Annotated in this window: 24 protein-coding genes, 1 pseudogene and 1 other annotated feature; of the genes and pseudogenes, 11 read left to right on the forward strand and 14 right to left on the reverse strand. The window is 38.1% G+C overall.

The window, feature by feature from the left end:
- Positions 1-30 precede the first annotated feature (30 nt).
- Positions 31-1302, reverse strand: a complete 1272-nt coding sequence (locus ACEPSS_RS01550) for an NRAMP family divalent metal transporter (protein ID WP_395319567.1) — start codon at positions 1300-1302, stop codon at positions 31-33.
- 484 nt (positions 1303-1786) lie between these two features.
- Positions 1787-2016: a binding site (T-box leader), on the forward strand.
- 59 nt (positions 2017-2075) lie between these two features.
- On the opposite strand from ACEPSS_RS01550, the gene ACEPSS_RS01555 reads away from it, so the two are divergent.
- The 4 genes from ACEPSS_RS01555 to ACEPSS_RS01570 are packed head-to-tail and all read left to right on the forward strand — an operon-like array spanning position 2076 to position 5426.
- A complete protein-coding gene (locus tag ACEPSS_RS01555; protein ID WP_395319569.1) occupies positions 2076-2774 on the forward strand; it encodes a carboxyvinyl-carboxyphosphonate phosphorylmutase in 699 nt (232 codons plus the stop codon).
- Positions 2764-3678 carry an isocitrate lyase/PEP mutase family protein gene (locus ACEPSS_RS01560; RefSeq protein ID WP_395319571.1) on the forward strand — a complete coding sequence of 305 codons (915 nt, stop codon included), beginning with the start codon at positions 2764-2766 and terminating at the stop codon, positions 3676-3678. Before ACEPSS_RS01555 ends, ACEPSS_RS01560 begins: the two co-directional genes overlap by 11 nt.
- Before the next feature lie 2 nt (positions 3679-3680).
- The gene (locus ACEPSS_RS01565; protein WP_395319573.1) at positions 3681-4970 is read left to right on the forward strand and encodes an MFS transporter; all 1290 of its coding nucleotides are present in this window, start codon (positions 3681-3683) and stop codon (positions 4968-4970) included.
- A 60-nt stretch (positions 4971-5030) separates the two neighbouring features.
- On the forward strand, positions 5031-5426 hold the full coding sequence (locus ACEPSS_RS01570) for a hypothetical protein (RefSeq protein ID WP_395319574.1): 396 nt from the start codon (positions 5031-5033) through the stop codon (positions 5424-5426).
- 40 nt (positions 5427-5466) lie between these two features.
- Here ACEPSS_RS01570 and ACEPSS_RS01575 read toward each other — a convergent pair whose 3' ends face one another.
- The 4 genes and pseudogenes from ACEPSS_RS01575 to ACEPSS_RS01590 form a co-directional block, all read right to left on the reverse strand.
- A complete protein-coding gene (locus ACEPSS_RS01575) occupies positions 5467-6783 on the reverse strand; it encodes an APC family permease (protein WP_395319576.1) in 1317 nt (438 codons plus the stop codon).
- A gap of 308 nt (positions 6784-7091) precedes the next feature.
- Positions 7092-7654: pseudogene (locus ACEPSS_RS01580) on the reverse strand (TIGR00730 family Rossman fold protein).
- 32 nt (positions 7655-7686) lie between these two features.
- Positions 7687-8700: an Abi family protein gene (locus tag ACEPSS_RS01585; RefSeq protein WP_395319578.1), complete on the reverse strand. Its 1014-nt coding sequence runs from the start codon at positions 8698-8700 to the stop codon at positions 7687-7689.
- A 236-nt stretch (positions 8701-8936) separates the two neighbouring features.
- A complete protein-coding gene (locus tag ACEPSS_RS01590) occupies positions 8937-9302 on the reverse strand; it encodes a PaaI family thioesterase (protein WP_395319580.1) in 366 nt (121 codons plus the stop codon).
- 79 nt (positions 9303-9381) lie between these two features.
- On the opposite strand from ACEPSS_RS01590, the gene menB reads away from it, so the two are divergent.
- From menB to ACEPSS_RS01620, 6 genes are all read left to right on the forward strand, one after another.
- Positions 9382-10203, forward strand: coding sequence for a 1,4-dihydroxy-2-naphthoyl-CoA synthase (menB, locus tag ACEPSS_RS01595; protein ID WP_395320450.1), 822 nt, complete (start codon positions 9382-9384; stop codon positions 10201-10203).
- Between the two features lie 14 nt (positions 10204-10217).
- Entirely contained in the window at positions 10218-11645 is a 1428-nt protein-coding gene (locus tag ACEPSS_RS01600) for an o-succinylbenzoate--CoA ligase (protein WP_395319582.1), read from the forward strand.
- A 71-nt stretch (positions 11646-11716) separates the two neighbouring features.
- Positions 11717-12124 carry a CidA/LrgA family protein gene (locus ACEPSS_RS01605; protein ID WP_395319584.1) on the forward strand — a complete coding sequence of 136 codons (408 nt, stop codon included), beginning with the start codon at positions 11717-11719 and terminating at the stop codon, positions 12122-12124.
- Positions 12124-12864: an antiholin-like protein LrgB gene (gene lrgB / locus ACEPSS_RS01610; RefSeq protein WP_395319586.1), complete on the forward strand. Its 741-nt coding sequence runs from the start codon at positions 12124-12126 to the stop codon at positions 12862-12864. The genes ACEPSS_RS01605 and lrgB overlap by 1 nt, the downstream gene beginning before the upstream one ends.
- 96 nt (positions 12865-12960) lie before the next feature.
- Complete coding sequence (locus tag ACEPSS_RS01615; protein WP_395319588.1) at positions 12961-13530, forward strand: hypothetical protein; 570 nt, start codon at positions 12961-12963, stop codon at positions 13528-13530.
- Positions 13531-13692: 162 nt separating this feature from the next.
- Positions 13693-15075: a sugar porter family MFS transporter gene (locus ACEPSS_RS01620; protein WP_395319590.1), complete on the forward strand. Its 1383-nt coding sequence runs from the start codon at positions 13693-13695 to the stop codon at positions 15073-15075.
- Positions 15076-15122: 47 nt separating this feature from the next.
- On the opposite strand, the gene citG is transcribed toward ACEPSS_RS01620, so the two are convergent.
- The 8 genes from citG to ACEPSS_RS01660 form a co-directional block, all read right to left on the reverse strand.
- Positions 15123-15983 (reverse strand): triphosphoribosyl-dephospho-CoA synthase CitG, encoded by an 861-nt coding sequence (gene citG / locus ACEPSS_RS01625; protein WP_395319592.1) that lies wholly within the window; start codon positions 15981-15983, stop codon positions 15123-15125.
- Positions 15976-16500, reverse strand: coding sequence for a citrate lyase holo-[acyl-carrier protein] synthase (gene citX / locus ACEPSS_RS01630; protein WP_395319594.1), 525 nt, complete (start codon positions 16498-16500; stop codon positions 15976-15978). The genes citG and citX overlap by 8 nt, the downstream gene beginning before the upstream one ends.
- A gap of 64 nt (positions 16501-16564) precedes the next feature.
- Positions 16565-18103: a citrate lyase subunit alpha gene (gene citF, locus ACEPSS_RS01635; protein ID WP_395319596.1), complete on the reverse strand. Its 1539-nt coding sequence runs from the start codon at positions 18101-18103 to the stop codon at positions 16565-16567.
- On the reverse strand, positions 18093-19007 hold the full coding sequence (gene citE / locus ACEPSS_RS01640) for a citrate (pro-3S)-lyase subunit beta (protein WP_395319597.1): 915 nt from the start codon (positions 19005-19007) through the stop codon (positions 18093-18095). The genes citF and citE overlap by 11 nt, the downstream gene beginning before the upstream one ends.
- Position 19008: 1 nt before the next feature.
- Positions 19009-19302 carry a citrate lyase acyl carrier protein gene (citD, locus tag ACEPSS_RS01645; protein ID WP_395319599.1) on the reverse strand — a complete coding sequence of 98 codons (294 nt, stop codon included), beginning with the start codon at positions 19300-19302 and terminating at the stop codon, positions 19009-19011.
- A complete protein-coding gene (gene citC / locus ACEPSS_RS01650) occupies positions 19292-20350 on the reverse strand; it encodes a [citrate (pro-3S)-lyase] ligase (RefSeq protein ID WP_395319601.1) in 1059 nt (352 codons plus the stop codon). The genes citD and citC overlap by 11 nt, the downstream gene beginning before the upstream one ends.
- A gap of 28 nt (positions 20351-20378) precedes the next feature.
- Entirely contained in the window at positions 20379-21521 is a 1143-nt protein-coding gene (locus tag ACEPSS_RS01655) for an NAD(P)-dependent malic enzyme (protein WP_395319603.1), read from the reverse strand.
- A gap of 76 nt (positions 21522-21597) precedes the next feature.
- Entirely contained in the window at positions 21598-22881 is a 1284-nt protein-coding gene (locus ACEPSS_RS01660) for a 2-hydroxycarboxylate transporter family protein (protein ID WP_395319605.1), read from the reverse strand.
- A gap of 165 nt (positions 22882-23046) precedes the next feature.
- On the opposite strand from ACEPSS_RS01660, the gene ACEPSS_RS01665 reads away from it, so the two are divergent.
- Complete coding sequence (locus tag ACEPSS_RS01665; RefSeq protein WP_395319607.1) at positions 23047-23988, forward strand: L-lactate dehydrogenase; 942 nt, start codon at positions 23047-23049, stop codon at positions 23986-23988.
- 58 nt (positions 23989-24046) lie between these two features.
- Here the strand turns inward: ACEPSS_RS01665 and ACEPSS_RS01670 are convergent, their stop codons facing one another.
- Complete coding sequence (locus ACEPSS_RS01670; protein WP_395319609.1) at positions 24047-24565, reverse strand: TetR/AcrR family transcriptional regulator; 519 nt, start codon at positions 24563-24565, stop codon at positions 24047-24049.
- Between the last annotated feature and the right edge of the window lie 65 nt (positions 24566-24630).

Here is a 24630-nt window from a genome sequence, read left to right on the forward strand (position 1 = left end):
TGTTTTATTTTTTTCATCATTATCTCTCCATTACCAAATATTTAGTGAGGGTCCCAACATATAAATTCCAAAAGCCATCACGGTCAATGAACTAATAATGACCGTCCATTTATAGGCGCCGTGCATCCGATACTGAGCTGGCAACGCCCGTGTTTCAAGCAACAACAAAAAGCCAAGTACAATTGGAATCATCAAAGCATTCATCACTTCAATTGAGACCGCAATTTCAACCATTTTATCCATAAACAACACCATCATAGCTGGCACAATCAACACGGCGGCATACATTCCATAAAAACCATAATTATGGCGGTTAAGCTTTTCATTCAAACTGTGACGCCAGTTTAAAACTTCGGTCATCCCCCAAGTCCCTGCAAGGGCCACTACAATCGCAGCAACAATTGCGCCACCAAACAAACTTGAACCTAGAATTGCCTTTGCCGCGTTTGGCCCGATAAACAATTCCAATTCATGGACCAAATCACTAACGGTATTAAGGGCGACGCCACCCTTAGTAAAGGTCGTTGCGGCAAACAAAACTACAAATCCAATCATGATTCCCTGGGTAATAAACGTTCCTACCAAAGTATCAACTCGCGCTTTTTTAATCATTTTTGGTTTCAATTTTTTATCAATTACGGCACTTTGTTGGTAAAAAATCATCCACGGCATAATTACCGCACCAACGTTGGCAGCAATCATGAAAACGTATGATTTATCGTGAAGGGGGATTTTTCCCATTCCCGTAACCATTTGCCCAACGTCGGGTTTAACCATAAAAATTCCAATAATGAACATCAATTCAAAGATTCCAAAGGCAATTCCAATTTTTTCAACCCGATGATAACTGCCAATCAAAGCAATCACGATTAGGAAAATGGTTGTCGCTGGAATCGTAATCCACCGGGAAATCCCAAACAATTCTCCCACACCCGCAATTCCAATAAATTCAGTGATCATGGCACCAACTACGGAAATTAACAATGTGATTGCGGAAACGTAAGCCCACTTCTTTCCAAAGTATTCCCGAATCAACTCTCCGTGGCCTTTTTTGGTAATAATTCCTAACCGGACCGTGATTTCTTGGACCATGAATAGAACTGGAATCAAAGCGATTTGCGGTAAGACCATCGCATACCCGAATTGATTTCCCGACTGGGCAGCGGTAATCAAGCATCCGGCATCCGTATCTGCCAGCATTACAATTAAACCCGGTCCAATCACTACTAACCACGCTTTAATTTGCTTCCACACCTGTTTCATTTTCGCTTCTGATTTTTCCATGACCATGTCATTTTCCATTACTCTCACTCCTTTTACCAAAAAATATTTTATAAAAAAAACGCCCCAACTATTATTTAGTCAGGGCGTTCATGAAACGCGTTACCACCATCTTTTACAGATTATTCACATAAACTGCCTTATTAAGTACGTCATCTACCAATGATTATACTCAACCGTGGTACAGGTGGTTAATCCCGAGATTCTCGAAAAAATCTCATTTCAAAATTGCTTTTCGAATTAAAGGCTAAAATCTCCTCCCACTGCTGGAGACTCTCTGCTTTTAGCTTTAATTTTACTGATCAATCTTTCGTGTAGCTTTCTAAAGTATTTATATTATTACATGGTTCCAAGCTGAAGACAAGCTTTTTCTTAACATTAATCATATAAATATTTAATTATTAGCTATTTAACCAGATTTGACGGTTTCCCTTTTAATTATCTTTCGGTTTTTTCGTAAAAAAGGCTTGCATTTCGTTTTTAGCATGTTATGATATTAAAAATCAAAAAAACGTTAACTAGGAAAAGTAATTTTATAAGAATCTTTCCAGAGAGTTATTGGTTAGTGCGAAATAACAAAGCTGAGATAAAACGAAGTAGGCCTACGAGTTGTGTGGTGAATTAACGTAGCCATCACTGGGAGCTCCCATTACAGAGCCAACAATTCTATTTAGGATTGGGAGAGATGTTTATTCAAACATAATTTAGGTGGTACCGCGTGCAAGCGTCCTTTAGTCAAAGAGACTTTTGGGCGCTTTTTATTTTGCCAAAAAACAGATAGAGGAGAAATTATCATGTCAGAAAAAATCATTCCAGCAATCAGTAATACTTTAGAAGCTAATCAAATAAACCAGCATGGCTTCCATCTTGCTTATGTAAGCCCCCGTTTATTAGCCAACCAATTTTTAGCTAGTGATAATCAAGGGTTACTCAGCGTTTCCGAATACGCCCGCTTTTTCCGCTACATCAGCACTGAAACAAACGCTAAATTAATTGCCGATATCCAAGCGGGCTTTGGGAACCAATTAAACACTTATTTTGCTGGCAAAGAACTCGGCGCAAGCGGAGCCCAAATTATCATGTTAAACGACCAAGTCTATCCGGCTCACAGTCAAACGCCCAACCACTTCATCAGTGACGCTGATTTATTAGGTAAATTAGTTGCCTTACAAGATAGCCAAGCTGATTACGACTTTACGATTTGGTTAAAACTAGATGGGGTGCAATTCTATGGATTAGCGGGATTGGCAAAAAGAATCAAAATTGCCCAAAAACTAGGCATTACCCAAATTATAATTGGGCATTTAGATTTAGTCAGCTATCAATTAATCCAAGCTGCCCCTGAATTAGCCAACCTAATTATTTCACAGGATAATGATCAACTTGCTTTAGCAGATTTAATGAGTTTAGACTGCCAAGCCGTTATTCCTGATTTTACTGCTATCCAAAATTTAAAGACCACCTTAAAAGAGGAGCTTAGTTATGAAATTTAAACAAAATCGTGCCAAATTTAAAAAATTAATGTTTGATAAGCACCACATCACCAACATGTTTGTGGCTCAGGATGCCTTATCTGCTAAAATTGCCGAAGACTTAGGCTACGAAGCTATTTTTGTGGCTGGCTATGCTACCAGTGCCAGTGACTTATCCTTACCAGATCGGGGGATTGCCGATTTCGATACCATGTTAAACAAGTGTCGTGAAATCATTAATGCGACGAACTTACCAGTTTTTGCGGATGCCGATACCGGTTACGGTGATTTAGCTAACGTTGCCAGAACCGTTAAAAATTACGAAGCCATTGGAGCAGCCGGGATTTTCTTAGAAGATCAACAATGGCCAAAACGTTGCGGTCATATGGACGGGAAACGGATTGAGCCAGTTGATGTTTTAGCCGCAAAAATTAAAACCGCGGTTACAACGCGAAAACACGATGACTTCTTAATTATGTCACGGACGGATGCCCGCGCCGTTGAAGGCTTACAAGCTGCCACTGATCGGAGTCAAATCTACAAAATGGCGGGTGCTGATTTAATCTTCATTGAAGCTCCGGAAAGCATTGCCGAATTAAAGGCCATTCATACCGCCTTTCCAGATACTCCGTTAATGGCTAACATGATTGAAAATGGGAAAACTCCTGATTTAACGCCAACTGAATTACAACAGTTAGGCTTCTCCTTAGTGGTTCATCCGACCGCTTCCGTTTATACCGAAATGGCGGCCATGAAAAAAATGTTAACCACTTTAAAAGAAACGGGATCCACGAAGTCATTAAAAGACGAAATGATTACCTTTCCAGAATTCAACCACTTAATGGGCTTAGAAAAGCTCAATGATTTTGAAACTAAATACAATACCGAAAATATGCAAAAACAACTTACTGCTTGGGGGATTTAATTATGGAACAAACAGCAACGCAACTTGAACTTCGACTCGATAATGCCAAAGAATCTAAACTATTTAAACGAGTATTTATGCTTTCCGCTTTAGGCATGATTATTGATGCCAGCGATGTTTACATGGCTGGTGCAGTTAATACCGCGATGATTAACTCTAAATTCTCAACCTTGGCAGAAAGTTCCAACTTTATTTCAGCCGGTTTCTTAGGCCTGTTCATCGGTTCCCTCTTTGCGGGATACTTGGGTGATAAATTTGGTCGGCGGACTGCTTATCAAATTAACCTGTTGATTTTTGGAATTGCGACCATCTTGGGTGCTTTTGCACCGAATATCATGGTGCTTTCCATTCTAAGATTTATCGCAGCCTGTGGCTTGGGCTCAGAAATTATTACGGGTTACGCCATTGTAAACGAATTTGCGCCGACCAAAACGAGAGGACGCTGGTCAGGAGCAACCGCTATCATTGCTAACTTTGGTGCACCACTAGCCCTTGCCCTTTCACTATTTATCATTCCCCATTATTCATGGAGAGCCATGTTTCTAGTAGTGGGATTCCTTGCAATCATCCTCTGGCTTGCTAGACGTCACTTCCCTGAATCACCTCGTTGGTTGCTTAGTAAGGGTCGAACTAAGGAAGCCCAAGCCATCATTGAACAACTCGAAACCGCTGGATCATACGCGCAAGAAAATAATGCCTCTACGAAAGAAACAATCACTATCAGTTATCCGCGGGCCCTTTTCATCAGTATCATCACGGTTACTGCCATTTTGGTTTCCTTGTTTATGTTCACGTCTTGGGTTCCAACAATGTTGTTGCAACGCGGAATTAACGTGGCCCACTCCCTTAAATACACGATGTTGATGATGATTGGAGCTCCCATTGGGGCCTTGATTGGTACGATTCTAATCGAAAAAATCGGTCGGCGGATTACGATTATTACAACCTTTATCATTGGCGCAATTTTGGCAATTATTTATACCATCATTACGGCAGCTAGTGGAACAATTGCGATTGGTTTCTTGCTAACGACCTGTTTCTACATCCTTATGGCAGCTGCCGTAGGTGTTTACACTCCTGAAATTTTCCAAACTCCCCATCGTTTCCGAGGAATGGGTTGGGCGCATGGAACCGCTAAATTCCTAACCATTTTGACTCCTTATTTTGCTGCTTATGCAATTGGAAAGACTAATCCAGCAATGATCTTCTACGTAATCACAGGACTTTTCTTAATTGCTGCGCTTACGATTGCCTTTGCTGGTCCAGAAACTAGATTTAAAAACATTAAATAGATTTTGCATCATTTCAGCAATGTGATAGAATTCAAGCAATAAGTTGCTAGGAGTTCAATCATGAAACCAAAATTTACGACTACCATGCTCTATCTCGTGATTATCTTTAATTTAGTGTTACTAACGGGAATATTTAAACCAAAGCATCACCAAAAAGTCAGTGCCAGTATGGACGAACGCTCCCAAATGACCATTAATGTGCAAGATCACCATCATTACAAAACAAATAAACGTGGTAATTTTGTGATTCACACTTCGTTGGTGATTGGAAACCAAATTCATTTTCAAGCCACTAATCCTGATGCCAATGTAAAAATCACTAAGTCAGGTAGTAATTATAAGACGACCGTTAACGTGCCAAACCAGCAGAGTACCGAAGTTACCATTTATTCAACTGGAAAAGAATTGACTGATTCTGCCCCGGTTACGATTACGGTGAAAAATAACCAAAAATAAAAACGTTTCCTAAATTAATCGTTTAGGAAACATTTTTTAGTTAAATTCCAAATTTTTTGTGTAAGTAATAAACGGGAATACCTAGTAACGTAATGATTAACCCAACGACCGCTAAGCCAGTTTGATTAATCAAAGTTGTTACAACGATGAATAGTCCCCCGATAATTGCTACGATTGGCACAAATGGATACCAAAGCACCCGATAAGGTCGTTCCAAGTGGGGTTCGCGTTTTCTTAAAATAAAGACCGCTAAAAATAAGAGACAGTTAAATATCCACATTACAAAGACCAACATATCGGTCAAAATATCGAAACTTCCTAGGATAATCATGATAATCGCAATCACTAAAATGAATAAACTAGCTACGTAAGGGGCAGCCGCTTTGTTTAGTTTACTGATTTGTTTACTAAATGGTAATAAATCATCTTTAGCTAAGGCATACGGAATCCGAGCACCCGTCATCGTGTAACCGTTAATCGTGCCAAATACTGACACCAAAATTCCAATGGTAACTAATTTACCACCAAATTCACCAAATAATTTACCAGCAACTTGTGAAGCGGTGTTCGTGTTTCCCGCAATTGCATCAATCGGCATGTTCTTCAAGAAAATCCAGTTTACTAAGACGTAGATAATCATGATGAAAGTTAGCCCAAATACAACTGCTTTGGGGATATCTTTTTTCGGGCTCTTCATTTCACCAGCAATGTCACCAATGTTAATCCAACCTTCATAGGCAAACATAGTGGCAAGTAATCCACCAGAAAAGGCCGTCAATAAATTAGCGTGATCAGTCGGTTCCATGGGGAAGAAAGTCACATCAACGTGCCCGGGCATGAATAACCCAACGATGACAATTAAGAAAATGGGAATCAATTTAAAAATTAAAGTCGTTGATTGCACGGCTCCCCCAACTTTAGCGCCCAAACTATTTAAAGCGGTAATGATGACTACCACTGCGATTGCAATTGGAATCACCAGTGCCATGCTTAAATGAAGTAAGACAATCACTTGGGTAGCAAAAATAATGGCTAAAGCTGCCATATTTGCGGGCACGTAGATTAACATTTCGGCCCAGCCGAGTAAAAAGCCACTTAATGGTCCATAAGTATGGCGCATATATTGCACACTTCCCCCAGTTTCCGGAATCGCTGCCCCTAATTCAGCAACGGTTAATCCTCCACAAATGGTTAAAATTCCGGCTACAATCCAGGCTAGTAAGGTTAAACTAACTGAGTGAGTTGCTCCTACGACACTGGCAGTTTTGAAAAAGACTCCCCCACCAATTACAGTTCCCATTACTAATGCTAGGGCGGTAAACGGTCCTACGCTTCGTTTCAATTTTTGTTCTGTCATCTTAAAACGCTCCTTTTTAAAAAATAAGTAATAAAAAACCTAGTTAGCGTTAACTAACTAGGTGGAAATTTCATTTAGATATTCGCCGAAACATTCATGAATATTAATGATGACCTAGTTAGAAAACTCATGCATCTAACCAGGCACCTCAAACTAACCTCGCTTAGATACAAATCTGCCAAGCAAAGCTAGAGGATGAGTTAAGTTGTGTCATCATTTTAAAGTTCATGTGAATGTTCCTTTCTGTTTTATTATGTCTGATTATAACCTGTGATTTTATAAACCGTCAACACTTTTTTAAGTAAATTTTAATATTGACGGATTTTAGGTGGGACATAGCCTTTGATAAAGTCGCCAATTTCAATAAGTGAATCAGAGAAAAGCAATTTTTCCCGATCGGTTTGCGTTAAAAAGCCCTGCTCCGTCATTTCGTCGTACATTTTTTCTAAGGGACGATAATAATCAGCGACATTATATAAGATACAAGGATTATCATTATCACCAATCCGAGCCCACGAAAAGGCTTCTGAAATTTCTTCTAAAGTTCCTGGTCCACCGGGAAGTGCAATGCAGGCGTCAGAAAGTTCAATCATCCGCCGCTTTCGAATCGACATATTATCGACCACTTCTAAGTCGGTCAAATTCTCTAAAGCCGTGCCGCGTGCCGCTAATTCTTTCGGTAAGACACCATAAACTTGACCACCATTTTGTAAAACGGTTTTGGCTAAGATTCCCATTAACCCAAATTTTCCCCCGCCGTAAACTAACGCATAGTCATTTTCGACTAACCACTTTGCCAATTGAACGGTGCGGTTTGATAAACTGGATCATTTCCCATCGCCGCGCCACAATAAACTGCGATTGCTTTCATTACTATTCTCCTTAATTTTTTGATTAACTAGTCTAAAAATTTTTCAATAGTCCAAATTCAGTAATTCTTAAAACATATCCTCTGTCTTCCGGATAAAATTTCAAATAATTATTTAGTTCAGTATGTGTATAATTATACATATTTAAAAAAACAGGAGCTACTCGCCTCATTATATGGAACGAATTAATAACAGCTGCTATGCTACTTCTTCCAACATCACTATTAAATTGTCTACGAGAAATATCTAATTCATTCTCATTATAAAATAATGGTGAGTAGGTTCTTATTAAATGACGTTGTGACCTATGAGAAAATACTCTACCTCCATGTGCCGTAAGATTCCTGTAATTTAACAATACTACCAAAATATCACCAAAAAGTTGATTTAATTTAAGAATATCATTTGAACTGTCTAAAATATTTTCATTTAAACCGAACATTTTAGCTATAACTCGTTTTCTAACATTTGATTTGGAAAGTTTAAACCAGTATATGGTTTCACCAAAAGTTAAATTTTTTACCATTATCCATGGTGGAATATTATTGTGTTCGTCCCGATAGTATTTATAGGGCTGAAAATCAGAATTTAATGTTTTTTTGAAACACTTAAGTAATTTATCACGATCATTTGAATACCTTTGTTCACTGTTACGTGTTTTATAAGTATACGTTTTACCACGATTATAGTTTGAAATATTAGTGTAGATGCCTTGCTTTTCTGATATTAATTCACAAATTGAATATGAGAGTGTCTGTTTAAATATGGCTTCAAATTCTTCTAAACATTGTAAAGTAAAATGGCTAAAATTCTGATCTAGTTTAAATAATGCAAATATATGTTCAAATGTTATTTCTTCTTTGAAACCTTTTTCATCATCCTTACTATTATTCATAAAACTATCTTTATAACCATTTATAATTTCGTAGTATCCATAAGTAGCCAAATTTCTCTTAGCGGCTGCCTTATTTTGAAATATTAAACCTCTAGATTGTAATATTTCAATCTGTTGGTCGATGTTTTTAAATGGTTTTTCAGTGTTTACCATAAATTTTCCAAATAAATAAAAAGAGCAACTGCATTAATATGCAATCGCCCCAGTGGGTTCTAAAGAACCATTTAATTGATTAAAATCAATATACTATTTTTTGACAGACTTGTCTACCCTTTAATTACATAATAACTCATTAAAGTATTCCGTATCTAAGTTAGTCTTTAATAATATACGTAAATTGTTTTTGGTTAATCTTAAATATCTCGTTATAATAGTTAGTGCACGATTAATTAAACTGATTGATTAAAAAGATTAACGTTTGACTCACTAATTTGTTGGTCTTGATGGAAAATTTGCACCTGCCACGTTTGCACTTGGCGCCCTACTTTAATCGGTTTGCCAATGGCTTGAATTTGTCCCCGTTGCATGGGTTTAAGGTGAGTCGTTTGAATGTCAAGGCCCACGGCAACTTGTTTTTTTAAGTCAAGATTTTGATTAGCGCCTAAACTAGCAGCCGTTTCAGCCAAGACACAACTAACCCCACCATGCATTAGACCATAGGGTTGCTGGTGTTCTGGTTTAATTTCCATCGTTAAGACGACTTTGGTGGGAGTTAATAATTCGGTTTTGATGTTGAATAAATCAATTAAATTCATGCGTTAATCCCTTCCACTAACAATCTTTATTTATTAATCTTATACTAATCATATTAGCACAATCAATTTGGAGGTCATGATGACAAGAAAATGGGAAACAATTGAAAACGATTATCAAGATATTTTATTTGAAAGAACGGGCAAAATTGCCAAAATTACGATTAACCGTCCCGAAGTCCGAAACGCTTTTACCCCGGTCACGGTCGAAGAAATGATTGACGCCTTTGCTCGTTGTCGAGACGACTCAACCATTGGAGCAATTATTTTAACTGGGCAAGGCGACCTCGCCTTTTGTTCTGGTGGTGATCAAGGTGTCCGTGGAAACGGGGGTTACGTAGGTAAAGACCGGATTCCCCGTTTAAACGTGCTTGATTTACAACATTTAATTCGAATTATTCCTAAACCAGTAGTGGCAATGGTTCGCGGTTGGTCAGTTGGTGGCGGAAACGTGTTGCAACTAGTTTGTGACCTGACCATTTCAGCTGATAACGGTAAATTTGCGCAATCTGGTCCCAAAGTTGGAAGTTTTGACGGTGGCTACGGTTCTGGTTTGCTAGCCGACACGATTGGAATGAAACGCGCTAAAGAAGTCTGGTTCATGTGCAAAACTTACACAGCGCAAGAAGCTTACGATATGGGTTGGATTAACAAAGTTGTACCGCTAGCTGAAGTGGAAGACGAAACTTTAGCCTGGTGTGACACCATGTTGAAACGCTCACCAATGTCACTTCGTTTAATCAAAGCATCCATGAACGCCGCTACCGATGGGCTAGCCGGAATTCAACAATTAGCCGGTGACTCAACGTTACTTTACTACACTAGTGACGAAGCCAAAGAAGGTCGCGATGCTTTCATGGAAAAACGTGATCCTGATTTCGATAAGTTCCCTAAATTCCCTTAAAGAAGGTTTGTGCAATGGATAATTGGTTGCAAAAACGGGTTTCACTAACGCCTAACCGACGAGCCCTTTCTTATCATAAACAAAATTGGAATTTTACCGAATTACAACAAGCAGTTTTAACCGTTTGCAATCACTTAGTGGGTCAGAAAGTACAAAAGTTACATCGGGTGGCAATTTTAGGTAACAATACTCCCCAACTTTATTTCACCATTTTAGCGCTGCAACAACTGGGAATTGAAATGGTCTTCATTAATAAAAATTTAGCGCTGCCGGAAATTGAATATCAATTACAGGATGCTGACGTTAGTTTACTGATTTATGCGGATCAATTTCAAACGAAGTTACAAGCGTTGCAATCAGCGAGTTTAATTTCATTAGAGGAATTAATGAACTCAAACTCAATTGATGCCACTCCGTTCATTAAATCCGAATTTGCTCCAGATCAAGTTACCAGTATTATGTATACTTCGGGGACAACTGGTAATCCTAAGGGAGTTCAACAAACCTTTCGCAATCATTGGTCAAGTGCAATCGGTGCTGATTTAAATTTACCCGTAACTGCGAAGGATACTTGGATTTGTGCGGTGCCCCTCTTTCACATTAGTGGATTTTCCATCATGATGCGTAGCTTGATTTATGGCATGAACGTTCGTTTATACGAACATTTTGCTCCAGAGTTAATTAATCAAGATTTAGTTGATGGTAACGGAACAATTATGTCAGTCGTTCCCTATATGTTAAAAAAATTGCTCAGTTTGAAAAAACACGCTTATAGTGAGAACTTTTCGTATCTTTTATTAGGCGGAGGTGCCATTGATCGAAAAACTTTGGAAGCTTGTAAAGCCATGAATCTGAAGGTGATTCAATCCTATGGGATGACGGAAACGGCTTCTCAAGTGGTGGCGTTAAACTTTGCGGATGCCATCCGAAAGCTTGGTTCCGTTGGTAAACCATTGTTTACCGTAAGTTTGAAAATTAAAGGCGCCACTCAGCCTCATCAAATTGGTGAAGTATTACTAAAAGCGGATAATCTAACGCCTGGCTATCTTAATCATGCAGAACCAATTACGACCAACGGCTGGTTTGCGACAGGCGATTTAGGTTATCTCGATGAAGATGGTTTTCTCTATCTAAAGAGTCGTTTATCTGAATTAATTATTTCCGGTGGCGAAAATATCTATCCGCGTGAAGTTGAAACTGAAATCAATCAATTCCCCGGGGTACTTGAATCTGCGGTAGTTGGTAAACCAGACGCAACGTGGGGAGCAGTTCCAGTAGCCTTCATTGTCACTTCGACTGAAGTTGATTTTTCACAGCTTACCGCATATTTATTAACCAAACTTGCTAAATACAAAGTTCCCAAAAAATTTATGCTGCTTGACGAACTTCCGAAAACGCATAACGGCAAGCTTCGCCGTCAAGCGCTCCAAGCCCAAATTTGATTTTTAATTTCTGGCAAACACTGGTATAATCTTAAGTGAAAACAATCACATAAAAGAAAGAAGCTTGAATTATGAAAAATAAAGCCCTAGAACAGGAAAAACCGGCTTCAATTTTTGTGCAAATCGGGATTTATGCCGTTATTCTTTTCGTTTCATCCCTAATTTCACAATTATTTCCAGCTAGTTTTCCAATGCCCACTCCCGTAATTGGTTTAATTATTTTATACGTATTATTGACGTTAAAAATTATTAAACCAGCTCAAATTGAACAATCCGGAAACTTCTTAATTGGAATGTTAGCTTTCTTGTTTGTGCCTTCCGGAATTCAACTAGCTGCTTCCCTTGATATCATGGCCAAAGACGGAGTTCGCTTGGTCCTCATGATTTTCATTTCAACCGTAGTCATGCTAGTTTCAATCGCGATGGTAGCCGCTGGTTTGATTTGGCTTCGAAATAAATTTAGTAAGGAGAACAAATAATGGAAGCAGAATTAGTTAAAGGATTGGGCACGCCCTTTTTTGGAATTGCGCTCTCAATCATCGTTTATTTAATTGGGATGTGGCTTTTTAAAATTACTAAAGGATTTTTCTTATTTCAGCCCCTATTTGTCAGCATGGTTTTAGGAATCTTTATCCTTTGGATGATTGGTCATGCAACTGGGACCACTACGACTTGGGTTTATACTTCCCTTTACAAGCCCGGTGGTGACATTATTTTCTGGTTCTTGTACCCTGCCACAATTGCGTTTGCCCTTCCCCTTTTCAAACGGAACGACATTGTTAAAAAATATTGGTTAGAAATTATTCTTTCCCTAATTATTGGATTATCAATTTCGTTAGTAATTATGTACTTCGTTTCTAAACTATTAGGTCTTCACAATTCAGAAATTGCTTCCCTCCTTCCTCAAGCAGCTACCACTGCTGTGGCAATGCCAGTTGCTGCCGGAATTAAAGGTGTTCCAGCCATTACGGCGATGGCATGTATCTTAAATGCCGTAATTATTTACGCAATGGCGGATTGGTTAATTAAGATTTTCCACTTAAAAGATGCGATTGGAGTTGGTTTAGGTTTAGGAACCGCCGGACACACTTTAGGTTCAGCGAAAGCCCTCAAACTTGGATCAGTTGAAGGATCAATGTCAGCTATCTCAGTTGTCATTATCTCAGTCGTGGTCGTGATGGTAGTGCCCATCTTTGCCCATCTAGTGCATATCGGTTAATTACAAAATTAAATTAAAACTACGGCCTAATCGGGTCGTAGTTTTTTTAATGCGTTATAATTAAGTGTACCCAATTTGTTAGATAGAGGAGTAACTATGAAAAAATTATTATTAGTCGCCATTGCCTTAACCACTTCACTTGGTTTGGTAGCCTGTGGAAATGAAGCTAATTCTACTAAGAAACCAAAACAAGATGTTAAAACCGAACAGCATAAAACCAAAACTAATAAAGCTGATTCTGAAAAAACTACACCTAAAAAGGATAACGAAAAAAATTCTGATTCCAATAATACAGCAGTAGCTTCAAATGAAGATAAAACTACCAATTCAACGGCACAACAGCAAGATAGTAGCAATACTGAAAGTGCTTCAACACCATCACAAGCTTCACAGCCAGCTCAATCTTCACCAACTACACAACCAACTCGATCACAAAAATATGAAACTAACGGCATGGGTGATGTCGTCACTAGTCCCAGTCAAGCCATCACAACTTTAAGTAATGGCTTAGGTAATAATAGTGACTTTGCCTACACCTTGTTATCAACGGCTAACCACATGTATGAAATTCAAGTAACTTCCAAGTCAATCAGAGCACAAGGTGGCTCAGGGACCATTGGCATCTATGATGTGATGGAAGATGGAACTTATTTCTTAAGACCCTAACTTACAACTACGGCCGAAAATTGGCCGTAGTTTTTTATTTACTTACTTTTTTCAATTGTGAATAAATTCATTTTTAAAAAGGGTTGTATTAACTGTTGTAAGCGCTTACAATGAAGTCATTAAGAAGTTACCTATATTTTTCTTACGAAAGAAGGAATTATCATGAAAAAGTTTCATTTAAGTATTGCATTTATTTTCATCTTTGGTGCTTTAGGTGGATTGCTATTTGGATTTGATACTGGGATTATTTCCGGTGCCTCACCTCTAATCGAAAGTAACTTCCATCTAGGAACTGAACAAACCGGATTCATCACTTCATCCGTTTTAATCGGTTCAGCCATCGGTGCCCTCTCAATTGGATCATTATCTGACCGGTTTGGTCGCAAAAAACTATTAATTTTAGCTTCGATTCTGTTCTTACTTGGTTCTGGCCTTTCTGCCGTCTCAGTTGGATTTTTCTCAATGGTAATTGCCAGAATTATTCTTGGACTCGCCGTTGGTGGTGCTTCCGCTTTAACCCCTGCATACCTTGCCGAATTGGCAGATAAAGAACACCGTGGTTCACTCGGAACCATGTTCCAACTAATGGTTACTTTAGGTATTTTACTTGCCTACGTATCTAACCTTCTTTTCTTACACCACAACCTTTTAGGGATTCGGGACTGGAGATGGATGCTTGGATCAGCTTTGATTCCGGCCGTTTTACTTTTCATCGGTGGTGTCTTACTTCCCGAATCACCTCGTTACTTAGTTGAAAAAGGGAAAGTTGACGAAGCTCGGAACGTTTTAAATATTTTAAGAAATACAACTGGGGAAGACTCAGAACAAGAAATTCAAGAAATTCAAAAAGTTTCTAACCAACGTCAAGGTGGACTTAAAGAACTTTTCACAGTGGCCCGTTCCTCATTAGTCGCTGCGATTGGAATTATGATTTTCCAACAATTAGTTGGGATTAACGCCGTAATTTACTTCTTACCACAAGTATTTATGAAAGGTTTCAATTTCCCAGCTGCTAGTGCTATCTGGATTTCAGTCGGAATCGGAGTAGTTAACTTCGTTGTGACAGTGCTTGCCTACTTAATCATGGACAAGGTTAACCGGAAAACTATTCTAATCTTTGGTTCAATCGTCATGGGAGTTTCTTTAACCGCGCTTGCCATTATTAACTTCACTTTAAGTATTAGTACAGCTGCCATTCCAACCATGCTTTTAATCGCCGTTTACATTTTTGGATTCGCGATTTCATGGGGTCCCATTGCTTGGTTATTAATTGGTGAAATCTTCCCACTTTCTGTTCGTGGAATCGGAACTGCCATTGGTTCAGCAACGAACTGGGTTGCAAACTTCATCGTTTCCCAATTCTTCCTCACAATTTTAGCTTTATTCCATAACAATGTTGGTGGACCATTCGCCATCTTCGCCGTTTTCTCATTCTTATCATGGTTCTTCGTGGCTCGTTTCGTTCCAGAAACTCGGAATAAATCACTTGAATCAATTGAAGAAAACTTAATTAAGAATTACAACAGTAAAAAAGCAAACAAATAATCCACAAAAAAACCAGCGTGCGCTCGCACTCTGGTTTTTTGCTACGCTTATTTAATTAATTTGTGGAGAAAAATCGTTAAAATCAAGAGATCAGCGGAGCCACCTAAACTCAAATTATGTTCGGCACATTTTTGACATAAGTTTTCTAACAAATGCTGGTCAAGCTGCTGCGTTGCTTGATAATTCGTCACAATTTGTTGGGCATCCTGCTGAACTTCAGTTACTAAAGCCGGATTATGCGCCCGCTTAATTAAGTTACTATCATAATTATGCGCAATAATGACCAGTAAAGCGATTAAATTCCGCTCATTTTGGGGTAATTGCGCTGACTCATAAATTGGCAAACCGTAGTCGATGACTAACGGAAAGCCGGCTTCCGTTTCACCCCGAATTCCCGTTAAGCCTAATTTTTGAAATTGTTGTTGGCCAGCCGTCAGTGGTCCAGTTGGCGCATTTTCCAAATCATTTTTTACTAAGCCCTGGGTCATCTGCTTTTCAACACTAATTAAATCAGCTACCGTAGTGAGTTGTTTTTGGGTAGCGTAACCTAAGGCAGACACCATAATTCCTAAGATGAACACGATCCCTTTATGCGTATTCACACCGTTAGTAGCCGTAAACATCGTATTTTCGGCGGTCATTCCGAGTGGACGCAGTTGCTGAAATAGGTCTGGCAATGCAGTTCCTTGAAATTGATAGCCTAATTCCCAACTTTTTTGAAAGTAAGGCAACATTGTTACCGAACTATTGATAAACGTATACACATTCATATCAGCATGTCCGGCATTACTGACGGGATCCACTAAACCGGGCTTGGGCCAAGTGACTACTTCATCTAGCATTGCTTCAACTGCAAGATTAGCGGCCGTTTCGGCATCGGTTGTGATGATTTGATAATTTTTAGCCATTGATTTCCTCATCATAAATTTCAGAGATTTTATTTTGCAATTCGGCCACGGAATGTTTCCGACTTCTAGCACATTCTTTCGCATTTTCATGACAAATTAAACATTTTCGACTTTGCATTCCGAGTTCAACGCGGGAATAATGCCCATCTGCTTGATTTAAAACATCAATATCGAATAAACGACCGTAATTAAGCTGGTCTTCAAATTCAATGGCCTGTTGCTTAACTGCTTTGGCGTCCATCTTTGTCACTAATAATAATTCTGGTCCCGCATCAGAATTCAAGGTTAGCTTTTTGAGAGGTTGAAAAGCCGGCACAAACTTGCTTGCTCCCGTATTAAATAAGCGTTGCAATGCTGCGTTATTTTTAATTGGCCCCGGAATATTTAGTTTAATGGTAATAATCGTATCATTCGGATAAGTTTCCATCAATTTATTTTGTAGAGCATTGCGATGATCCTTATTCAATAACACATCACTAATTGATTGAGGTTTACCTTCTTTAAAAATTGTTTTCATAATGCTCCATTCAAAAAGGATCCATCCGAACCTAATCAGATGAACCCCTTTTTACTTTTAATAATTAATCTTTAACTTCTTTAATTGAATCAATAATGGTACCATCACGGTATTCAACTAATCCAACGGTTTTATCAGTGTATTTAAGTGGTTCTTCTTTACCAACAATCTTTTCTGCTTTTTCAGCAAGTTCTTCAATTGTGTAAAGGTTAATTCCAGGAATATCTGAAAGTTGTTCTTGAAGATCTTTCCGGTTAGGGTTTACGGCAATTCCGTAATCAGTAACTAAGACATCAATTGAACTTCCTGGAGTAACTGCTGTATCAACACTCTTAACGATTGAAGGAATTCTTCCACGAGTTAATGGAGCACAAATGATCGTCATTTTGGCCATGGCAGCATCTTGGTGTCCACCAACGGCTCCACGAATGACACCATCAGAACCAGTTAAAACGTTAACGTTAAAGTTGGTATCGATTTCAAGCGCACTTAAGATTGATACGTCAAGTTGATCAACCATGGCACCCTTGTTATCAGGGTCAGCGTACCAAGAAGCATCAATTTCTTGTTGGTTTTTGTTTTCTTTCATTGAGTTGGCAGCAGCCTTATCAAAGTCTTGAACATCCATCAACTTTTCAATTAAACCTTCTTCAAGTAAGTCAACCATTGGTTTAGTAATTCCACCTAAACCAAATGAAGCCTTGATGTTTTGGTCAATCATAGCGTTTCTCAAGTATCTAGTAACGGCTAAAGCAGCACCACCAGAACCAGTTTGGAATGAGAAACCATCTTTGAAGTAACTTGAGTTAGTAATTACATCACTAACTAGGTTAGCAATCTTTAAGTTCTTAGGATCCTTAGTAAATCTAGTTGCACCTGATCCAATTTTATCTGGATCACCAACTTTATCAACTTCAACCACGTAATCAACTTGCGTTTGTTTGATGGAAGCAGGAGTGTTAGGGTAAGCAACTAAGTTATCAGTTAATAGAACAACTTTATTAGCATAAGCAGCATCCATTAAAGCGTAACCTAATGAACCAAAGGCTTCTTCACCGTACATACCATTTGTGTTACCACAACGGTCTGAGTTAGGTACCCCTAAAAAGGCCACGTCAATCTTAATGTCACCATTTTCAATGGCACGAGCACGACCACCATGTGAACGGAAGATAACAGGAGTTTCAAGGGCACCGTGGGAAACGACGTCCCCTAATTCACCACGCATCCCTGAAGTTGTGATGTTAGTAACCGTTCCATTTTTGATGGCTTTGATAGCAACATCGTTCATGGCACCAGTTAAAGAAGAAGGAGCAAGGGTTAAGTTTTTAATGCCTTGTCTCATGATTTCTTCCATCACAGTATTGAAAACAAAGTCACCATTTCTAAAGTGGTGATGGAAAGAAATTGTCATGCCATCTTTGACATTGTCTTTAACAAGTTTAGCAAGGTCATTAGTTACTTTGCCGTCACCGTCTGAAACTCGAACTTTAGGAGCAGTTCTTTGAATAATTGGGTGACCAATTTCAGTAGTTTCAAATGGTTTGTAGTCATATTTCTTCATTAAATCATCTGGTAAAATTCTTCCAAGTTTATTTTCCAATGTAGTGGCCTCCCTTATCTACTAATCCTGATGCTTTGGCAAGCTTCATAACTCTTTCAGCACGCAATGCAACAGGACGATCGACCATTTGACCACCCAATGCAATTACACCTGAACCAGCAAGTCTTGCATTTTCAATTGCAGTAATTACTTTCTTAGCGTTTTCAACTTGTGCCTTAGTTGGGGCGAACACTTTGTTAATTACTGGGATTTGTCTTGGGTTAATTACTGATTTACCATCGTAACCAAGTTCGTGAATGTATTCAGTTTCGTTGATGAGACCTTGAGTATTGTCAACATCAGTGTAAACCGTATCAAAGGCAGCGATACCAGCAGCACGAGCAGCATTGATAATCATATTACGGGCAAATTCAAGTTCTTTACCATCAGGATAACGGTGCGTTTGTAAATCAGTGGTGTAATCTTCAGCTGATAAAGCAACCCCAATCATCCGGTCAGAAGCTTTAGCGATTTCAGGAACGTTTAAGACTCCTTCAGCACTTTCAATGGCAGCCATCAAATGCGTTTGACCTTCTGGAATGCCAAATTCTTTTTCAGCAGCAACCACTAAGTCTTCCATTTCTTGAACCATAGCAGCATTTTCGGTTTTAGGAATTCTGATTACGTCAATTCCAGCTTTAACCATGGCTTTAACATCAGCTTCAAAGAAGTCTGTGTCTAACCCATTCGTTCTAACAACTAATTCAGCATCACCATAATCAACGTTTTTTAAAGCTTCATAAACTAAGTTTCTAGCTGAGTCTTTTTCAGCTAATGAAACAGAGTCTTCCAAGTCAAACATGATTGAATCAGCACCGTAAATTCCGGCATCTTTTAACATTCCAGCGTTATTACCGGGAACAAACATCATTGTTCTACGTAAACGATCTTTTTTAAATGTCATATTATAAGACCTCCCAATCTGGTTCTTCACTAGTTCCAAGTGAACGTTGAATTGCAGTGATGGTTCTAGCCTTGATTACACAATCAAGCGCACCTTGGTCAACTGCTTTAATGTTAATGTTTTCAATTCCAAATTTGTTCACAATTTCTTCAATTGTATTGATAATATCTTTACCAAAACGTTCCTTTACATCAGATGTAAGGTCAATTTTGATACCGTCGTTACCTTTACTTACTGTAACTTGAATATCAGATGATTCAAGGGTTCCAGCAATTGCTGTTTTTTTAATTTCCACTGATCTTCATTCCTTTCTTAATCCGGTCCTGTAATACTTGCTTGTTTTTAACAATCAAATCATAAGTTGTTGGTGGCACTAATGCTTTAATTTTTTCAAGATTATCATTAGCGATTGCCAGCCGGACGGTCCGAGCAGAAACTATTTCACCATTATCAACCTCACATAATCGTGGAATAACTTTTACTTCGACTTCTGGTGGCAAAATCTTTTCAAGCACTTCGTTATAAATTTTAGTCGTTCTAGATTCGGGTTCAGTTCCCAAATACCGCGTTGAAATTGATAATTGTTTAGCAATCCACTGCTTAAATACTAACGCATCAATGGTAGTTTGATAAACAATTTTGTCATTATCATAACTTAAAAAGTAAGCGGGAAAAGTGGCATAACTAACTAAATAATCACCACCGGGAACCACGACGACATTGTCTAAATCCTTGGTTCCAGCCATAATCATTTCCGTTCGTTCTTTAGTAGTAAATAATGATTTATCAGTACTTACCACAAAGACATAAACATGGTCACTAGTTTTGGCAGCTTGCTCAATCAAGTACCGATGACCCTTAGTAAAGGGATTGGCATTCATGACAATGGCCCCAATTTTATCTGAATCTTTGAATTTGGGTAATTCTGCCAAGTAACTGGTAATACTTTGATCGCCAGTTTCCAAAAAGGCCGCGTCATCACTTTTCACAATTAAAGAAAAACCAACTTGTTCAAAACTCTTACAATACTTAGGTTTGGTAAACACGAGCACGTGAAAGATATCTTTTTGTGCCAAAAGGTTTAAGAGCTCTGAGATAACTCGATTAAATAAAGCCCCTTTATTCCCACTTTGATTGCACACGGCAATATATTTTAAAATATTTCCTGCATATGAACCCGTCGCAATTAAATGGTCATCATTAAATAACCCAATTGTGCCATCTAACGGATCAGTTTCAACTGAACTAAAATTTCCAATTCCGAGTGATTCTAAAAAGCCACTCCATTGTTCAAATTGCTCTGGATCTTTTAAATTAAGATCTCTAAGCTCTAAATTATCCATTAATCACTACATCCCATCAAAAGGTACTTTAGTGTTTCGCACTGTAATCTTCAATTGATTTAGTAACAGTTGGTACCACTTCTTTATTAAAGACCCCTGGAACAATTTCATCAGGAGTTGGGTTAGGAATCAAATCAGTTAACGCACGAGCGACAACTTCTTCGATTTGGTAGGTAACCTTTTTAATTCCAGTTTCTAATAAACCTTTGAATAATCCTGGGAAAGCTAAGATGTTGTTAACTTGGTTAGGGTATTTACCAGAACCAGTCGCAACCACAGCAGCTCCGGCTTCTTTAGCAACCTTAGGATCAATTTCAGGTACTGGGTTAGCAAGTGCAAAGATGATTGGATCTTTAGCCATCCGCTTCACTTGATCAGCAGATAGAACGTTGGCAACTGATAAACCAATAAAGACATCTTGACCATCAATCACGTCGTCTAAGGTATTTCCTTCTACGCCAATTGAATCTTTAGCTAAATCAACTTGGTATTTATTGTAATTAGTACTATCTGGTTTAACTACCCCATCAATATCAACTAAAGTAAGGTGTTTAATTCCAACTTTATTTAAAAGACGAGCAGTGGCAACTCCAGAAGCACCAACTCCGTTAATTAAAACCTTTAAGTCAGTCAAGTTCTTGTTAACGACTTTGGCCGCATTAATTAATCCAGCTAGAACTACAATGGCAGTTCCCTCTTGGTCATCATGATAAACGGGAATATCTAATTCTTTACTTAAGGCTTCTTCCAATTCGAAACATTTTGGTGCAGCAATATCTTCTAAATGAATTCCTGCAAATGACAATGAAATCGCCTTGAGGTTTTCCTTCATAGTTTCAGCGTCACTTGGGTTGATAGCGATTGGTAAAGCATCAACTCCAGCTAAATCCTTGTATAACAAGGCCTTAGCTTCAATAACTGGTAATCCAGCAGCAGGTCCAATGTTACCTAGACCCAAAATAGCAGTCCCATCAGAAACAACGGCCACCAATTTACCACTCATGGTGTACTTGTCTTTCAATGAAGGATCTTTTTCAATTGCTTTTGAGATTTGAGCAACCCCAGGAGTATACGCTTCCCCTAATTCCTTTTTGTTAGACACAGCGAAATCAGATTCAATTCCTAAAACTCCGGTATGGGCTTCATGTATCTTAAAAATTTCTTCATCCATGCAGCGATAGCCTCCTTTTTATATTTTATATCCATCTTTATTATAAACTTTTCACAATTTAATTATCCAATAATTTTTACCCGAAGAGTGAAACAAAAATTCCAGCAGCAACTAGCATAATTGCCCCACCAAGTCGGTTCCCCATTTGAGCAAATCCAATTAAATTCATCCGATCACAGGCAGCTAACACCGAAATATTTCCGGCTCCACCCATAGAGTTGTTAATCATCCCAGCGGTAATTGCTGATTCAACTGGGTAAAGGCCGAATAATTTTCCTAATAAGGCTGCTGCAATTGAGATTGAAACTAAACTAGTTAACACTAGAAGGACAAATTGCCAAGTTAGTGAATGTGAAAGAATTAATAAATCTAACTTAGTTAAACCAACTCCGGCCAAAAGGGCATGAGTTAAGTTTTTTGTGATTGAACTACTAAAAATAACGGCTGATTCTTCGTAGTAATCAGGAATCCAACCAGTTGCTTTGGCAATAATTACCAATAAAATCAAGAACGCATATTCATTAATTTTAGGGAAAAGTCCGTTCAACATAATTGCAATCATGTAAAATGAGAGAGCAAAAACTAGTCCAACTCCCATTTTTTGGAAACTAATTTTAGGTGTCATCCGCACTTTTTTATCCGTATCACCAGGTAACATCACGCCGTGACCATTGTATTTACTGTGTTCGGATAATTTTGATAACAATCCCGCCCCTAAAATGGCAAAAATGTTACCTAAAATAACGGCAGGAAGTAAGTTTGAGAGGTAGCCAGAAGCTGTTCCGCCCATCGCGTTGTGATAAATCTGTGAAAGAGGAATGGCACCAGCACCGATTCCACCACCCATAACTGGGAAGGCTACGTTTAAAGCACCGTATCTAAAACCCTTACCAATTAATTGAGACATCCCAATCGTAGCAAAGAACGCAATGGCCATTGATAAGAAAGCCACTGGCAAAAATCTAATTGAAGCTTTTAAAAGCATTTTCCGATCCATCCCTAAGATGGCACCGACAATCAAGGAAACAATGAAGAAGTCGATAAAGTCGGTTTTGGTAACAAAGGTATTAACCGTTAGTACGACTGACTTTGGAATCACACCAACTAGGACTAAAATTGCACAGCCGAATAATACAAAGACTGCACCCCCACCTAAATAACTTTTAAAAATTGGAAGATGAGAACCCAAGTAGTATAGAACATTTCCTAAAATTACCATTGTAAACAAGGCCCCTAACATATTGTTAGGTAATAGTTTAAAGTTTACAATCATTAAGAAAATCACAGCAGAGAGCGCATAAGCAACTAAACCCATCCCATCAATTCTGTAATTTTCTAATTTGTTTACTATGTTTTTCATAGTAGCATTCCTCCAAAATTGTGAATAAGCAAACAATCATCTCCCTAATTATATGTGTTATTAATCACAATGTAAACGGTTTTATTCTCAAAATTTTTGCCACATTTGAGGCAACTAAATTTTTAAATTAGTGATATTATTAAGTTATACATAGGAGGACTCGAGATGACTAAAAAACACAAAAAAGTTGTTTTAATTGGAAATGGTGCAGTTGGATCTGCTTACGCATTTGCGATGGCACAACAAGGCTTAGCTGAAGAATTTGTAATTGTAACGAGACGGAAAGAACGTGCGGTCGGTGATGCACTTGATTTAGAAGATGCAACCCCGTTTACTTCCCCTACTAAATTTTATGCTGGGGACTACGAAGATTGTAAAGATGCCGATATCGTCGTAATTACTGCTGGCGCTCCTCAAAAACCCGGTGAAACTCGTTTAGATTTAGTAAATAAGAACCTTAAAATCTTAGCCAACATTGTTAAACCAATCGTGGCGTCTGGCTTTAGCGGAATTTTCTTAGTTGCTGCTAATCCCGTTGATATTTTAACTTACTCAACGCAAAAAATTTCTGGCTTTCCCAAAAACAAAGTGATTGGATCTGGTACTTCCCTTGATACCGGTCGTTTCCAAGTCGCCGTTGCTGATCGATTTAATTTATCCCCTGAAAGCGTGCATGCCTATGTCTTAGGTGAACACGGTGATTCAGAATTCGCTGACTTAGATGAAGCAACTATCGGAAATGTTCCTTTATTAGAATATGCCGCTAAACGAGGCGTATCTAAAGAAGAGTTGCTTGAATTAGAAGACAAAACTCGCAACAAAGCCTATTCAATTATTGATCGCAAAGGTGCTACTTTCTATGGGGTTGCTTCTGCTTTGACTCGGATTTCACGCGCCATTTTACGCAATGAAAATGCGGTCTTACCAGTTTCTGCTCCCATCGAAGGTCAATACGGTTTAGATGATTTGTATCTTGGAACTCCATCCGTAATTAACGCTGAAGGAATTGCTTCAGTGATTGAAATTCCGCTTAGTCAAAACGGAATTAACCAAATGCACGCATCTGCTCAAGAAATTAAAGAGATTATCAAAGATAGTATTGAATAATTAGGATACAAAAAAGACCTCATAGAAATAATTATGAGGTCTTTTAGATTGCTTAAATTTATGGCTGATAAAATTTTAGAAAAATCAAAGCAATTTTTTCTGCTAAATCTTTATCGATCGGTTCATCTGAAACAACAATTTCTTCCATCAATCCATCAATTCCAAAACAAATAAATGAAATTGTCGTTTTATCTAAATTCATTTGTTTATTCAATAATGACTTTTTAGTAAATACATTGAACTTACTTCGAAAAAGATATGATTGATTACTTTGAAAGATGTTTTTAAAAAAGATGCGATTTTGTTCAAAAAAATCAATCCAAATTTGAGTCTTTTCTTGGACATTGTCCGCATTTAAATCCTTACATACTTCAAATAACTCTGCTAAATACTGGTTTAAAAATTGATCCATCAATTCATATTTATCAGTAAAGTGTAAATAAAAAGTTTTTCTTCCAATATTAGCCTCATCACAAATCATTTTAATGGTTAAATGATCAAGATCAGTAGTTTGAATTAATTTTTTAAAACTACTTTCAATTGCCATTCTAGTTTTTAAAATTCTTCTATCTGTCATAATTACTCCTTAAAATACCCAATTTTATTCAATGTGTGTATTAATACATAAGTGTGAAAAGATTG

Source organism: Fructilactobacillus frigidiflavus, assembly GCF_044054575.1.
GTDB lineage: Bacteria > Bacillota > Bacilli > Lactobacillales > Lactobacillaceae > Fructilactobacillus > Fructilactobacillus frigidiflavus.

Coding starts and splice junctions, on each gene's coding strand:
- ACEPSS_RS01655 (WP_395319603.1), bottom strand. CDS start 21,521: ATGGATGAAGAAATTTTTAAGATACATGAAGCCCATACCGGAGTTTTA.
- ACEPSS_RS01565 (WP_395319573.1), top strand. CDS start 3,681: ATGGAACAAACAGCAACGCAACTTGAACTTCGACTCGATAATGCCAAA.
- ACEPSS_RS01620 (WP_395319590.1), top strand. CDS start 13,693: ATGAAAAAGTTTCATTTAAGTATTGCATTTATTTTCATCTTTGGTGCT.
- ACEPSS_RS01670 (WP_395319609.1), bottom strand. CDS start 24,565: ATGACAGATAGAAGAATTTTAAAAACTAGAATGGCAATTGAAAGTAGT.
- ACEPSS_RS01665 (WP_395319607.1), top strand. CDS start 23,047: ATGACTAAAAAACACAAAAAAGTTGTTTTAATTGGAAATGGTGCAGTT.
- citG (WP_395319592.1), bottom strand. CDS start 15,983: ATGGCTAAAAATTATCAAATCATCACAACCGATGCCGAAACGGCCGCT.
- ACEPSS_RS01660 (WP_395319605.1), bottom strand. CDS start 22,881: ATGAAAAACATAGTAAACAAATTAGAAAATTACAGAATTGATGGGATG.
- ACEPSS_RS01555 (WP_395319569.1), top strand. CDS start 2,076: ATGTCAGAAAAAATCATTCCAGCAATCAGTAATACTTTAGAAGCTAAT.
- lrgB (WP_395319586.1), top strand. CDS start 12,124: ATGGAAGCAGAATTAGTTAAAGGATTGGGCACGCCCTTTTTTGGAATT.
- ACEPSS_RS01605 (WP_395319584.1), top strand. CDS start 11,717: ATGAAAAATAAAGCCCTAGAACAGGAAAAACCGGCTTCAATTTTTGTG.
- menB (WP_395320450.1), top strand. CDS start 9,382: ATGACAAGAAAATGGGAAACAATTGAAAACGATTATCAAGATATTTTA.
- citX (WP_395319594.1), bottom strand. CDS start 16,500: ATGAAAACAATTTTTAAAGAAGGTAAACCTCAATCAATTAGTGATGTG.
- ACEPSS_RS01560 (WP_395319571.1), top strand. CDS start 2,764: ATGAAATTTAAACAAAATCGTGCCAAATTTAAAAAATTAATGTTTGAT.
- citC (WP_395319601.1), bottom strand. CDS start 20,350: ATGGATAATTTAGAGCTTAGAGATCTTAATTTAAAAGATCCAGAGCAA.
- ACEPSS_RS01585 (WP_395319578.1), bottom strand. CDS start 8,700: ATGGTAAACACTGAAAAACCATTTAAAAACATCGACCAACAGATTGAA.
- ACEPSS_RS01570 (WP_395319574.1), top strand. CDS start 5,031: ATGAAACCAAAATTTACGACTACCATGCTCTATCTCGTGATTATCTTT.
- citE (WP_395319597.1), bottom strand. CDS start 19,007: ATGACATTTAAAAAAGATCGTTTACGTAGAACAATGATGTTTGTTCCC.
- ACEPSS_RS01550 (WP_395319567.1), bottom strand. CDS start 1,302: ATGGAAAATGACATGGTCATGGAAAAATCAGAAGCGAAAATGAAACAG.
- ACEPSS_RS01600 (WP_395319582.1), top strand. CDS start 10,218: ATGGATAATTGGTTGCAAAAACGGGTTTCACTAACGCCTAACCGACGA.
- ACEPSS_RS01615 (WP_395319588.1), top strand. CDS start 12,961: ATGAAAAAATTATTATTAGTCGCCATTGCCTTAACCACTTCACTTGGT.
- ACEPSS_RS01575 (WP_395319576.1), bottom strand. CDS start 6,783: ATGACAGAACAAAAATTGAAACGAAGCGTAGGACCGTTTACCGCCCTA.
- ACEPSS_RS01590 (WP_395319580.1), bottom strand. CDS start 9,302: ATGAATTTAATTGATTTATTCAACATCAAAACCGAATTATTAACTCCC.